The following is a 14,386-nucleotide window of genomic DNA, read 5'->3' on the forward strand; positions in this document are numbered from 1 at the left end:
CGACTGTCATTTGTCGTTATTATCTGCGTTCATGCTATCACATTATTTTTGATTTTACAGGCGCTAAATCTTTGCGATTTGCGAAAATCCCCCCGTATAATGGCCTCATAAACACGAGGAAGTTTTATATGACCGAACATCAAAATGTAGACCACAGTGAAATAGCTAAATTTGAGGCCATTGCCGAACGTTGGTGGGATTTCGACGGCGAATTCAAACCACTACATGATATTAACCCTCTGCGACTGGATTTCATCGCCCAGCACGCACAAGGGCTGGCGCAAAAGCAGGCCGTGGATATAGGCTGCGGAGGTGGAATTTTAGCTGAAAGCATGGCCAAGCTTGGCGCCCAAGTCACGGGCATTGATATGGGCCAAGAGCCACTCAATGTAGCGAAGCTGCACGCGCTGGAGTCTGGCGTAAAAGTGGATTATCAGTTAAGCACTGCCGAAGCATTTAGCGAACACCACAGTGAACAGTTTGATGTAGTCACCTGTATGGAAATGCTTGAACATGTGCCTGAACCCGAGTCGGTTATTGCCGCTGCCGCCCGCCTCGCTAAACCAGGAGCAAACGTGTATTTCTCTACGCTCAATAAAACCACTAAAGCCTATTTGCTGGCAATACTGGGAGCGGAGAAGGTGCTAAAAATGGTTCCTGAAGGCACGCACGACCACAGTAAGTTTATTCGCCCCTCGCAACTTATAGCATGGGCTGAGCAACAAGGGCTCAAAGTGCGTCACAGCGCCGGCTTAAGTTATAACCCGCTGACAAAACAATTTACCCTTAACAACGACGTTAGCGTTAACTATATATTGCACTTCGAAAAATTACTGTGATCGAAAATGATCCGCGCATTGTATTGGCAAATTCGCGGATGACGAATACACTATATCTGGTGGCTTGTTAATTTTTGAACACCAGATATAGTGATTTGAAATGATCGTCACGAATACAATTTAAGCGTATTGATGATAAAAAAATCAGTCGCTATCGGTACAAAAATTTCGTTTAAATTGTTTTTTTTGGCGTTGATTTTCATCTAAATACAGCTTTAAAAATGCTATAAGGTTAACGATCACTAACCCCTTGTAGTTATCCACAGATTGTCAAGGTATGCGCCTCTTGCAAAAGCATCGCTACCCCACTATCTTGTGAGTCGCTGTGATGAAAACACCATATATAGTGTTTAAATCTTGGCCAATTAGGCCGTGCTTTAATCTGCTGTACTCATAAATAGGTGATAGCGAAGCACTATCCTGGCAGTAAAGTAACATTCGCTGGTGTAAATACGGGCGGCAACACGTATTTCTCAGCCGTGCGCTAAGACAACTAATTATAAATACGGGCAATAACTATGAACCAACAGCTATCTGTTAGTAAACGCGACGGACGTAAGGAAGCGCTGGATTTAGATAAAATCCATCGCGTTATTACTTGGGCGGCAGAAGGTCTGAATAATGTATCTGTCTCACAAGTTGAACTTAAGTCCCATATTCAGTTCTATGACGGTATCCGCACCGAAGACATTCATGAGACAATCATTAAGTCAGCAGCAGATCTGATCTCAAAAGACACTCCTGACTATCAGTTTTTGGCAGCTCGCCTTGCCATCTTTCATCTAAGAAAGAAAGCTTATGGCCAATTTGAGCCACCGAAGCTGTATGACCACGTAGTTAAGCTCGTTGAAGATAAACGCTATGATCAACATTTACTCACTGATTACACTCAGTCTGAGTTCGAGCAAATGGATGCCTTTATTGATCATAGCCGAGACTTAAACTTCAGCTACGCCGCAGTAAAGCAGTTGGAAGGTAAATACCTAGTCCAAAACCGTGTTACTGGCGACATTTACGAGAGCGCGCAATTTTTATATGTATTAGTGGCTGCCAGCTTATTCTCTGAATACCCAAAAGAAACGCGTCTTGACTATGTTAAGCGCTTTTACGATGCCGTTTCTACATTCAAAATTTCGTTGCCAACACCGATTATGTCGGGTGTGCGCACACCGACTCGTCAATTTAGCTCATGCGTACTGATTGAGTGTGACGATAGCCTAGATTCCATTAACGCGACTTCTTCTGCAATCGTAAAATACGTATCACAGCGAGCCGGTATTGGTATTAACGCTGGACGCATTCGTGCCCTAGGCAGCCCAATCCGTAACGGTGAAGCCTACCATACAGGTTGTATCCCATTTTATAAGCACTTCCAAACGGCAGTAAAAAGCTGCTCTCAAGGTGGGGTGCGCGGCGGCGCAGCAACACTCTTCTACCCACTGTGGCACTTGGAAGTGGAAAACCTGCTGGTCTTGAAGAATAACCGAGGTGTCGATGACAACCGGGTACGCCACTTAGATTATGGTGTGCAGTTTAATAAGTTGATGTATACCCGACTCATTAAAGACGGCCACATTACCTTATTCAGTCCATCGGATGTGCCAGGCTTGTACGATGCCTTTTTCGAAGACCAAGAAAAGTTCGAACAGCTATATGTGCAGTACGAACAAGACGACAGTATTCGCAAAAAGCGTATCAAGGCCATTGAGCTGTTTTCGATGTTTTTGCAAGAGCGTGCCAGCACTGGGCGCATCTATCTGCAAAACGTGGATCACTGTAATACTCACAGCCCGTTCGATGCTAAAGTCGCGCCTATTCGCCAATCTAATTTATGTTTAGAAATCGCGCTGCCGACTAAGCCGATGAATAATGTTATGGACGAAGAAGGCGAAATTGCCTTGTGTACGCTATCGGCATTTAACCTCGGTGCTATTAATTCACTCGACGAGCTCGAAGAGCTGGCCGAACTAGGTGTCCGCGCCCTTGATAGCCTGTTGGATTACCAAGAGTACCCTGTTCCTGCTGCGTATAACGCCACCATGGGCCGCCGTACTTTGGGTATTGGCGTCATTAACTTTGCCTATTACTTAGCTAAAAATGGCAAACGTTATTCCGATGGCAGTGCCAACGCGCTAACACACAAAACTTTTGAGGCGATTCAATATTACTTAATGAAAGCGTCAAATGAGTTAGCGAAAGAAAAAGGTGCTTGTCCTAAGTTTAACGAAACAACCTATGCTCAAGGCGTTATGCCTATCGATACTTATAAGAAGGATCTCGATAGTGTATGTGACGAGCCGTTGCACCTTGATTGGGATGGACTACGCGAAAGCATTAAAACCCATGGTATGCGTAACTCGACGCTTTCAGCGTTAATGCCTTCAGAGACATCATCGCAAATTTCTAATGCCACTAATGGCATCGAGCCACCGCGTGGGCACATCAGCGTTAAAGCATCTAAAGACGGTATTTTGAAGCAGGTAGTGCCTGAATATGAGCGTTTGAAAGAGCAGTACGAGTTACTTTGGGATATCCCTTCTAACGATGGCTACCTGCAACTTGTTGGCATTATGCAGAAATTCGTTGACCAAACGATTTCAGCCAATACCAACTATGATCCAAACAAGTTCGAAGGCGGTAAAGTACCTATGAAGTTACTGCTTAAAGACTTATTAACCGCGTACAAGCTTGGTGTCAAAACGTTGTACTACCATAACACTCGTGATGGTGCAGCTGACTCGCAAGACGAGCTTAAGCCAGAACAAGCCGATGACGGCTGTGAAGGCGGCGCGTGTAAAATATAATTACAGCATGCGGCTGTGTACAGCCGCATTCCTTTGTTGTTCTACCAAGTAGATTGAGACCCCACGACTATGTCATACACCACTTTTAGCCGTAATCATAACGACCAATTAAAAGAACCGATGTTTTTTGGGCAAACGGTGAATGTGTCACGTTACGACCAGCAGAAGTACCCTATTTTTGAGAAGTTAATTGAAAAGCAACTGTCTTTCTTTTGGCGCCCGGAAGAAGTGGATGTCAGCAAAGACCGTGTTGATTTTCAATCATTGCCCGATCATGAACGTCACATTTTCTTGAGCAACCTGAAATACCAAACCCTGCTAGACAGTGTTCAAGGGCGCTCACCCAACGTTGCCTTGCTACCTATCGTGTCGCTGCCCGAGTTGGAAACCTGGATAGAAACATGGGCGTTCAGTGAGACCATCCACAGTCGCTCATACACTCATATCATTCGCAATGTAACGCAATCCCCTGAGCTTATTTTTGATGACATTGTCACCAATGACAAAATCAATGAACGTGCCGACGCGGTGACTCGTTACTATGATGACTTAATCCACTTAACATCAATTTATAACCTGTACGGCGAAGGTCAGCACACCGTCAACGGCGATGTTATTGATGTGAGCCTGTACGAGCTTAAGAAACGTTTGTATTTAGCGATGATGTCGGTGAATATTCTCGAAGCCATTCGCTTCTATGTGTCGTTTGCATGCTCGTTTGCGTTTGCAGAGCGTGAACTGATGGAAGGCAATGCGAAAATCATTAAGCTTATCGCTCGTGATGAAGCCTTGCACCTCTCTGGTACGCAGCACATGCTCAATATTATGCAAGAAGGTAAGGACGACCCGCAAATGGCAGAGGTAGCAGCCGAGTGCCGCGAGCAAGCCATTGCGATGTTTGTCGATGCAGCGCAACAAGAAAAAGAGTGGGCTGAATATCTCTTTAAAGATGGCTCTATGATAGGGCTCAACAAAGACATTCTCTGTCAGTACGTTGAGTACATTACCAATGTGCGTATGAGCGCAGTAGGCTTGCCAACTCAATTTGAAACTCAAAGCAATCCGATCCCATGGATCAATGCTTGGTTGGTATCTGATAACGTGCAAGTTGCTCCGCAAGAAGCGGAAATCAGCTCTTACTTAGTTGGCCAAATCGATTCGCAAGTGGATGCTAACGACTTTGGTGACTTTGACCTTTAATATAAGTGGGGCCCTTTTGGCCCCCTACTCTTCCTAATCGTGTCTAACAAACCCGCTACAATCACACTTAATGGCCAAGCCCTGCTTCACCCAGAGCAGAGCCCCAGCTTGTTACATAGCCTAGAAAGCCAAGGTGTCGATGCGCCATATCAATGCCGTGAAGGGTTTTGCGGCGCTTGTCGAGCCAAGCTATGTCAAGGCAGCGTGGTGTATCGCCACGAGCCGCTTGCTTTTATTCGTGATGGTGAAATATTACTGTGTTGCTCCACCCCTGAAGGCGACATTACAATAAGTTTTGACGACTAGAACCAACTCACCTGCAGTGCTGAACGAACAAATACATCATTGGCAGTAATACTGATTTCATCACTGTCAACACTCACATGCCATGCCAAAGAGCGCGCCAACATGGCCTCTAGGCGCTCAATAAAAGCGTTTTCGATAGCAATTAGCTCAACCCGCTGATGTGCTAGTAACCAGTGCTGTAGCTCACTATCAACAGGCAGTACGGTGATCACATACAATTGTTGAGCCTCGCGATACAGCTTATTTAAGACCTTAATATCACCTGTAAACACTTCGATAACCAACTCATAATCATCGAAATCATTTTTGGCATAAACATCACGCTGTGGTTTTTCACGGGCGTCACATAACGTAAGGTCATGGCGATAAGCAAATAAGCAAAATCCAAGCAGTCGTAGGATAAAGTGGTGTAGGGATTCGTTATCTCGCCGCGCGGTTGTAAAATGCTCATTCAATTGGCAGTGATGAACGTTATCATTAATTGTAAAGTGTGCTTTAAACACCCTTCCTTTATCGCTCATAAGTCCCGCTTCCTGATCCTTGATACTTAGTAAGTATAGAGCAAGGCGCTGAGTAACAACGAATAAACTCAAGGTTATAGTATAACATTGTTGAGTTTATTGATTTGCTAATGTTATATTATAGCCAATGTCAGTAACTGGAAGTATTCTTATGTTCAAACCTGCGCCTCTTTCTCTCACTATTGCCGCGCTACTGAGTGCGCCCAATGCGCTCGCGGGCACTGTGACCGGAACCGTTATCGACCCTCAACAGCAACCCATCGAAAACGTTATTGTCCACTACCATGGTAAACAGCAAAGCGTTCGTACCAATGCCAATGGTGAGTTTTCAATCACCCTAGATGCAGCGGGCGAGCTACATTTCAGTAAAGACGACTATATTGATAAGCGCGTGGCGGTCAATGAGCAAGACCAAACGGTTCAAGTCAACCTTACCCCCTCCGCAATTGAAACCGTTGTTGTTTACGCTTCGGGACTGGATAAAAATAACCTCGACATGGTATCGCCAGTATCTGTACTGAGCGGCGATGCACTGCGTGATAGCGCGCAACCAACATTGGGTGAGACCCTCAAAGGGATCCCAGGCATTAACGCCAGTTATTTCGGCCCTGTTTCATCGAGCCCTATCATTCGTGGTTTAGATGGCCCACGTGTAAAGATCACTCAAAATGGTTTAGACAGCAGTGATGCCTCTCGCGTCGGTCCGGATCATGCTGTGACCACCGAGTCTATTGCTGCTGAGCAAATAGAAGTACTTCGTGGCCCAGCTACGTTGCTGTATGGCTCTGGTGCTATCGGTGGTGTAGTGAACGTCGTTGATAACCGTATCCCCACCGATCGTATTGAGGGTTACGAAGGAGCGGCTGAATACAGCCATGATACCGTATCGACTACCAACACCTATGCGGGTAAGTTTGCAGCGGGTCACGATGGCTTTAATGTGCATGTCGATGGCACTGACCGTGTTGGTCATGATTATGAGACTCCACGTTTCTATACCCAAGAGCATGAGGGCGAATTAGCGGCTCACGATAAAGTGGATAATACCTTTATCGATAGTGCCACGGTTAATTTAGGCACCAGTTACGTTGCCGATCATTGGACCCTTGGTTTGTCTTATGGCCGTATTGAGAGCGACTACGGAATTCCAGCCCACTCCCATGACCATCACGATCATGAAGAGCACGGACACGATGAACATGGCCATGAAGAGCACGGACACGATGAACATGGCCATGAAGAGCATGGACACGAAGACGAGCATGACGGTCACGATGAACATGCCGGCGAAGAGCAAGCCCACAATGTATTTGCGCGCGTTGAGCAAGACCGCTGGCAAGCGTTAGCAAGTTACTCATTCCACGACAGTATCATAGAAACACTGAGCGTTCGCGCAGGTTACACAGACTACCGACACGCTGAAGTGGAAGAGCAGACAATCGGTACCTTATTCGAAAATACCACCCATGAAGCACGCATCAATGCCAAGCATCGCGTTGGTCAATGGCACGGTACATTGGGCTATCACTACACTGACTCTGACTATGCAGCTTCGGGTGCCGAAGCCTTTACACCTGCGACAGAAACGCAAGTACACGCCCTGTACTTGCTAGAAGAGCGTGAATTTGGTGACTGGACATTAGAGCTTGGTGCTCGCGTCGAAGATTACAGTTTGTCTAGCGATATAGCTGGTACATCAGATCATGAAGATGAACATGACAGTCATGACCATGAACAAGAGCATCATGATGAGCACCTCGAAGACCCAGAGCTTATCGCTTACGAGTATGATGAAACAAACATGAGCTTTTCATTAGGTGGGATTTGGCAGTACCAAGAAGGTTACAGTTTAGCTGTCAGTTTATCTCATTCTGAGCGTGCTCCACTGACGGCTGAGCTGCTATCTAATGGTGAGCATATCGCAACATCAACGTACGAGTTAGGTCTTGCTTATGATATAGAAGACGGTGAAGCGCACTTTAACGGCCAAAATGTGCAGCAAGAAGTGGCAAACAACATCGATGTCAGCTGGCGTAAATACATCGGTGATTTTGGCGTTAACCTAAGTGTGTTCTATAACGACGTTGAAAACTTCTATTACCAACAAGATACTGGCTTGGTATATGAGCATGATGAAGGCTTCATTGCTGCACAGCTTGGCGATGAAGACGCCATGACAGTGTATCAATATCAGTCTCAAGACGCCGAACTATATGGCTTCGAGTTAGATATGCACTACCAAATTAGCCAGCAATGGCGTATTAAGGGCTTTGCCGACTCGGTCAGCGCAAAACTCGATAATGGTGAGTATATTCCTCGTATTCCTGCCGCCAAGCTTGGCACCCAGGTTGATTACACGCTACAAAATTGGGACTTAGCACTTAAGGCCACGCACTATCTTGAACAAGATGATATTGCTGCCTCTGAAACGGTCACCGACGCTTATACCTTAGTTGATTTCACCGTTGACTATAACTTTGCCGTGGGGTCGTTTGATGGCGTGGCTTACATGCAATTAAATAACCTGACTGATGAGCTTGGCTTTGTTCATAGCTCCTTTATAAAAGAGCAAGCTCCGTTACCTGGGCGTAATCTGCGTCTCGGTATTCGCGCTTACTTCTAATTCGGTTAGACATAAAAAAGCCCGCATTTGCGGGCTTTTTTGTGTTTGTAACCTTAACCGTGTTTACGGCGCCAGCCTAGCAGTGGCAACGCCAATAAAGCGAGCCAACCTAGACTTCCGCTTTGACGCTCGTAGGTTTCTGCAGCCTCAGGTGGGCACTCTTCAACCTCACCGCCGGCGATTGGAGTGAGTTTCACTGGTTTGGCTACACTCTCGTATAGCGTCTCACCATCACTATCGACCTCCACTTCACCGAAAGAATTCAACTTAGGTTCGGTTTTAGTAGCAACACCATAAATGATGTTGTCATCATCAATGGCCGTTGCTTCAGCGAAGGTATATGGATAATTGCTTTCACCATCAACGTCGTAGCATGGCAATAAATCGTTAATATTGGCGATTTTTTCATCACCTAAGGTGTAGATGAAGCCTTCACGACGACGACTGCCTGAGTTAACAACATCGACTTCACCTTCGCCGACAATGACGCCCTGCTCGTTTATGTCACGGCCCACTGAGCTTGAACTGGTAAAGTAGTCTGTCGGGAACACTGTGGTGCCCGTTTCAATGTTATGGTAGAAGAACTTGGTCGTGCGTCGCCCTTCGATGTTTTTGGTGGCGTAACCGGTGACGATACCATTATCAGTAATCGCCGTTGCCTTACCAGAGTACCAATCATCTTCTTGGTCGATGATTTCTAGTACTTCACCATCTTTAAACAGGGCTGGCAGGGTATTAATGCGATTATCGTTGTTATTATCACGGATATGTGAATAACCAACGGCAATTCCTTGTGCATTAACGGCCAACGCCGTAGAGACGAATGCACTGTTTTCGTCTTCTTCAATGCTCAACCCTAAACCAAGGTTCTTTGTATCAACCACATTTAAATCTGCATCCAAGGTCCACAACGTGGCTCGGCGGTCATACAAACCATTGCGGGTATTGCTGGCGCTGCGATTTTCGATTTCCCAAACGCACACTGCAACTGGCTCATCTTCACCGTCGCAGCGATCGTCATAGTTATCTTGGCGATCTTCAGGCACGCCAGTTGAGCTGTCACCAACCACATAGTAACCGCCATCAGGGCGCATAACGATATCATTCGCTGTCCCTTGACCGCCGTATAAATCGCTGATCACTGGCAAGGTGACTACCGTGCCATCGACACCTACAACCACCCCGCGAGAGCGAAAATCGCGCACAAAATAGGTTTGCGCCTCATCATCGCCACTCGGCGTGAATTCTATTTGTTCATAAGGTGCTGATGACCACCCTGCGCGCACCCCATCTTCACTGATAGCGTTATATAAGTTGGCGACGCTGCGTGTCAAACCGTCGTAATGATCGCTTTGCTCGTCTAATAACACCTGCTCTGTTGCTGGGCTCGGTGTAAAGTTTACAGCCACGCTATCAGCAATTTTCTGCCAGTTGGCATCGCTGTTAACACTAGACGTTGATAGGAAGCTGAGCATAAAACGATGCGCATCAGCATTGAGGTTACCTGCTTCGATATCGTCCAAGGTAAAGGTAATTTCTTTATCAATGGCTTCGAACTGACTACGCTCCCAATCATCGTATGCGTTGGTGATCTGGCTATCGCTAAAGTCTATGTAACTAACATCGATTGGAAGATTGTATACGCCACGAGCTTGGCCAATAACCTCGCCATTATTATTAGCATCAGTAACGTAATGGTGTTTCGCAATATCTAAGGTACTCAGCTCCTCCACCTGATAAACGGCACCATGGACATGGGCGCTCAAGCCGGTAAGAATGCTCAATGCGACTAAGGATTTTTTCATGTTCTTCCCTACTACTGATTTTGTAATTCTTCGAGTTCTTCCCAACGGGCGAACGCAGCTTCAAGCTTCGACTCAAGCTCGGCCAATTGGTTCAATTTAGCGCTGGTAGTTTCGTTATCTTGCTTAAAAAAGTCACTACTATTGACCTCTTGTTGCAATGTGTCAATAGCTTGCTCAAACTGTTCCACCTGCTCAGGTAAGGTTTCGAGTTCGCGCTTATGCTTATAAGACAGCTTATTACTGGATTTAGGCTTGCTCGTTTTGCTCTGCGCTTGTTGCTGCTCGGCCTCGGCACTGGCTTTACGCTGCGCCTCTAGTGCCGCCAACTGCTGGGCGCGATAAGCTTCGTAATCGCTGTAACCGCCCACCACTTCGGTGATTTTACCATTGCCGTCAAATCCCCATACGCTGGAACAGGTGTTATCGATAAACTCCCGGTCGTGACTAACAATCAACACCGTGCCTTGATATTGGTTAACAATATCTTCTAATAGCTCGAGTGTTTCAATATCAAGGTCGTTAGTCGGCTCATCGAGTACCAATACATTCGATGGCTGCAAGAAAATTTTCGCTAGTAACAGGCGGTTCTTTTCTCCCCCAGAGAGGGCCTTCACTGGCGTGCGAGCGCGCTTAGGGGGGAATAGAAAGTCTTGCAAGTAACCCAGGACATGGCGTGAGCGCCCGCCTACATTGACTTCCTGCTTACCGTCCGCGACGTTGTCTTGCACACTTGCCTCTTCATCAAGCTTGGCACGGTATTGGTCAAAATAAGCTATTTCTAAATTAACGCCCTGTTTAAGTTGTCCTTTGGTGCTTTGCAACTGCCCAAATAGTAGCTTCAACAAGGTCGTTTTGCCGACCCCATTAGGGCCGACGAGGCCAACACGGTCACCACGCATCAATAACGTGGAAAAGTCATCGACTATGACTTTATCACCAAAGGCATGGCATAAATGCTTGGCCTCGGCAACTAACTTGCCTGAACGTGCTGCAGTTTCGATATTTAAATCGACTTTGCCGACTTGCTCTATCCGTTGTTTACGCTCTTGTCGCAGTGCTTTCAGTGCGCGTACGCGGCCTTCATTACGGGTGCGTCGCGCCTTAATGCCTTGGCGGATCCACGCTTCTTCTTCTGCCAGCTTTTTATCAAACTCGGCGTTTTGCTGTTCTTGCACTTTTAAATCGTGGGCTTTGCGCTCTAGGTAAGTTGCATAATCCCCTGGGTATGAGACCAACTGGCCACGATCTAAATCGAGAATGCGGGTTGCTAGGGCGCGGATAAAGGCACGGTCATGCGAAATAAAGATAATCGCACCTTTAAACTCTTTCAAAAATTGCTCTAACCACTTAACCGATGCGACATCTAGGTGGTTAGTAGGCTCATCCAATAGCAGTAAATCGGGTTCACCAACCAGGGCCTTCGCCAATGCCACTTTACGCAACCACCCTCCTGAAAGAGTGGCTAATTGCGCGTCTGCATCTAATTCTAATTGCCCCAGTACGAGCTTAATTTTGGAATCAAATCGCCAGCCGTCTTGGGCTTCGATATCGGCAGAAATACTTGCCAGACGCGACAATGCTTTTTCATCATCGGCATGCTCAGCAAGCTGTGCGTTTAAGGCATGAAACTCTTTAAGTAATTTAGCAACGGTGGGCAGGCCATCGGCCACATAGTCGAATACGCTGCCCTCACTATCACGGGGTGGATCTTGCTCTAGGCGCGCGATTTTAAGCTCACCTACCTGATTAATGTCACCATCATCAAGGATTACATCACCGCTAAGGACTTTTAAAAAAGTCGATTTTCCGGCGCCGTTACGGCCAACGACACACACACGCTCGCCCTGCTCAATAACGGCATTGGCACCGTCAAGTAACGGATGAGTTCCATAGGCCAACTGGCCGTTTGTTATTCTAATAAGGTCCATACTGCTCTATCAATTGATTGATTGCCTGCTGGTCAAAAGGCCATCCCAGCTCGGCCTCGGGTCGATGTGCCAACGCCATAACGGGAATACGCACTTGGTAAGCGCTAAGCCACTCGGGATCATCGATGATGTCACGCAATTCAATAGCACTCACTTGTGGATGCTGCGCCAACATTGCTTGCGCTTGCTCGCACAGGTGACACCCTTCGGTGTGATATAACACCACCTTAGCCACGGCGAATGACCCAGGCATTGTGAATATGTTTGTTACGGGCAAAATCTGCAGACTGCGTCTGCTCAGTGATATTTTCAACAACCAAGCCTTGTAAAGCCAATGCGTCTTCGTCCATCTTAAAACCACGTTTATTGTTCGAAAACACTAAGGTGCCATTTTTTGCCAATAACTTAGCTGTGTCTGCCAATAGGCTGACATGGTCACGCTGTACATCAAAACTTTCCTTCATGCGTTTTGAGTTTGAAAAGGTTGGCGGGTCGAGAAAAATAACATCGTACTCACCGCGCGTACGTTTTACCCACTCTAAACAATTGCCATGCTCAAAACGATAGCGCGGGCTCTTTAATTTATTCAATGCGAAGTTACGCTGCGCCCATTGCAGATAGGTTTTCGACATATCCACGGTGGTCACTGATTTAGCTCCGCCCAGCGCCGCTTGCACCGAGGCTGTGCCTGTATAGGCAAATAGGTTCAGCACCCGTTGATCTTTGGCGATATCGCGAATGTATTTACGTGCTAAACGGTGATCGAGGAAAATACCGGTATCAAGATAGTCATATAAATTCACCTCAAACAGCGCGCCATACTCGCTAATCACTTGGGTGCGACCTTGATTCGCTTGCGCTTGGTATTGACTGTCACCTTTTTGCCGCTGTCGCACTTTCAAGGCAACATTCGCTGGCGCCAGCGACAGCGTCTCACAGGTTAACATTAATACATCCTGCAGACGTTTCTGCGCGACGCTCTCATCGATGTTCTTCGGCGCAGCATACTCGTAGATCACCGCACTATCTGGATAGACATCCACGGCGACATTGTATTCAGGAATATCGGCATCATAAATACGATAAGCGGTGATTTGCTCTTGCTTGAGCCACTTTTTCAAACCTTGGCGGTTCTTTTTCAGGCGATTGGCAAAGGCCACCGACTGTTCAAAATGCAGTGGGGTTTTATCCCCTTTATGCCCTTGGGTCTGCTCTTCGGTAATGTCGTACAGTGCCAATACCGTATCGATGGGGCCATTTTTAAACTTGTATTGCTTGTGCTTAACTAATTTAAACAGCTTCAATAGCTCTGCATCACTCACTAGCAAAGCGCTGCGCCAGTGACAAAAGCCCTGTTTGAGTTGATGCCCCAGCTGGCGATACAGGGCCAAAATTTCGGCCATCGATCCCAAACGCTCACCGTAAGGTAAGTTCGCAATGACCACACCGGGGCGTTTACACGGCGCCTTCATATTGGCCAAATCACCGGTGTCAAAATCGATATACTCAGCAACTTCTGCGCGCGTAGCATTGTCTTTAGCCTTAGCAATGACGTTGGGGTTAATATCATGACCAATGAGCCAAGGTTTAGCGCTGTCGTTAATCTCATTGCGCAGGGACTGCTTTAATTCTTTAAATTTGACCGCTCGGTGACTGGGTAAACGTTCAAAGGCAAACTGCTCACGTTGCAAACCCGGAGCAATGTTTTTTGCCATTAGCGCCGCTTCAATGAGTAAGGTGCCAGAGCCACAGGTGGGATCAAACAGCGGTTGCGTGGTGTCATCTAGCCAGCCACTGCGCATAATCAACGCGGCCGCTAGGTTTTCCTTTAAAGGAGCTTTACCCTGAGCGCTACGGTATCCACGCTGTGAAAGACGAGGACCTGAATAATCAATGTACAGCGTCAGCTTATCACGATTCAGCTTTGCCACCACCCGTACGTCAGGGTGCTCTTTGCTAACATTTGGGCGGCGCTCATATAAGTCGTGGAAGTAATCACAAATTGCGTCTTTGATAACAAGGCCACCAAACTGACTGTTTTTCAGCTGGCGGTTAGTGCCATTAAACTCCACGGCAAAAGACTGATCCGGCCCAAAATACTCTTGCCAAGGCTGAAAGCGGGCAAAATTATATAACGCGGTTTTGTCTTCAACACCACTGCCCTGTTGCAATTGCAGCATGACCCGAGTAGCAAGGCGCGTCGTTAAACAAATGCGTTGAGCAGTAAGGCTATCAGCACTGAACTCCACCGCGCCAACACGCTGTTTTTGTACTTCGGCGCCAAGCGCGCTGAGCTCTTGCTCGAGTAACTGTTCAATGCCTATGGAAGTAAGGGCAACAAATTGCAAAGTGACTATCCT

At 46.9% G+C, this 14,386-nt stretch carries 10 protein-coding genes; 5 read left to right on the plus strand and 5 right to left on the minus strand.

The features are described from left to right. The first annotated feature begins 128 nt into the window (after window positions 1–128). The 4 genes from ubiG to yfaE all read left to right on the plus strand — a co-directional run bounded on the left by ubiG (window position 129) and on the right by yfaE (window position 5,149). A complete protein-coding gene (gene ubiG, locus MHM89_RS02800) occupies window positions 129–839 on the plus strand; it encodes a bifunctional 2-polyprenyl-6-hydroxyphenol methylase/3-demethylubiquinol 3-O-methyltransferase UbiG (protein WP_151172837.1) in 711 nt (236 codons plus the stop codon). Window positions 840–1,357: 518 nt separating this feature from the next. Continuing rightward, window positions 1,358–3,643, plus strand: coding sequence for a class 1a ribonucleoside-diphosphate reductase subunit alpha (gene nrdA, locus MHM89_RS02805; RefSeq protein ID WP_045978728.1), 2,286 nt, complete (start codon window positions 1,358–1,360; stop codon window positions 3,641–3,643). A 69-nt stretch (window positions 3,644–3,712) separates the two neighbouring features. Next, window positions 3,713–4,843: a class Ia ribonucleoside-diphosphate reductase subunit beta gene (nrdB, locus tag MHM89_RS02810; RefSeq protein ID WP_022943828.1), complete on the plus strand. Its 1,131-nt coding sequence runs from the start codon at window positions 3,713–3,715 to the stop codon at window positions 4,841–4,843. A gap of 60 nt (window positions 4,844–4,903) precedes the next feature. Continuing rightward, window positions 4,904–5,149, plus strand: a complete 246-nt coding sequence (gene yfaE, locus MHM89_RS02815; RefSeq protein ID WP_272946256.1) for a class I ribonucleotide reductase maintenance protein YfaE — start codon at window positions 4,904–4,906, stop codon at window positions 5,147–5,149. Here the strand turns inward: yfaE and MHM89_RS02820 are convergent. Further along, window positions 5,146–5,670, minus strand: a complete 525-nt coding sequence (locus MHM89_RS02820) for a YaeQ family protein (RefSeq protein ID WP_239408018.1) — start codon at window positions 5,668–5,670, stop codon at window positions 5,146–5,148. The two genes, yfaE and MHM89_RS02820, sit on opposite strands and share 4 nt — an antisense overlap. Before the next feature lie 151 nt (window positions 5,671–5,821). Here MHM89_RS02820 and MHM89_RS02825 point away from each other — a divergent pair, with 151 nt between their 5' ends. Continuing rightward, a complete protein-coding gene (locus MHM89_RS02825; protein WP_239408019.1) occupies window positions 5,822–8,293 on the plus strand; it encodes a TonB-dependent receptor in 2,472 nt (823 codons plus the stop codon). Between the two features lie 53 nt (window positions 8,294–8,346). On the opposite strand, the gene MHM89_RS02830 is transcribed toward MHM89_RS02825, so the two are convergent. The 4 genes from MHM89_RS02830 to rlmKL are packed head-to-tail and all read right to left on the minus strand — an operon-like array spanning window position 8,347 to window position 14,374. Further along, the gene (locus MHM89_RS02830; RefSeq protein ID WP_239408020.1) at window positions 8,347–10,098 is read right to left on the minus strand and encodes a DUF3466 family protein; all 1,752 of its coding nucleotides are present in this window, start codon (window positions 10,096–10,098) and stop codon (window positions 8,347–8,349) included. A gap of 11 nt (window positions 10,099–10,109) precedes the next feature. Beyond that, a complete protein-coding gene (locus tag MHM89_RS02835; protein ID WP_239408021.1) occupies window positions 10,110–12,026 on the minus strand; it encodes an ABC transporter ATP-binding protein in 1,917 nt (638 codons plus the stop codon). Continuing rightward, a complete protein-coding gene (locus MHM89_RS02840) occupies window positions 12,013–12,279 on the minus strand; it encodes a glutaredoxin family protein (protein ID WP_045978722.1) in 267 nt (88 codons plus the stop codon). Before MHM89_RS02840 ends, MHM89_RS02835 begins: the two co-directional genes overlap by 14 nt. Then, window positions 12,254–14,374: a bifunctional 23S rRNA (guanine(2069)-N(7))-methyltransferase RlmK/23S rRNA (guanine(2445)-N(2))-methyltransferase RlmL gene (rlmKL, locus tag MHM89_RS02845; protein WP_239408022.1), complete on the minus strand. Its 2,121-nt coding sequence runs from the start codon at window positions 14,372–14,374 to the stop codon at window positions 12,254–12,256. The genes MHM89_RS02840 and rlmKL overlap by 26 nt, the downstream gene beginning before the upstream one ends. Window positions 14,375–14,386: the final 12 nt, after the last annotated feature.

The sequence above is a fragment of the Pseudoalteromonas sp. CNC9-20 genome (assembly GCF_022347875.1).
Lineage (GTDB): Bacteria > Pseudomonadota > Gammaproteobacteria > Enterobacterales > Alteromonadaceae > Pseudoalteromonas > Pseudoalteromonas ruthenica.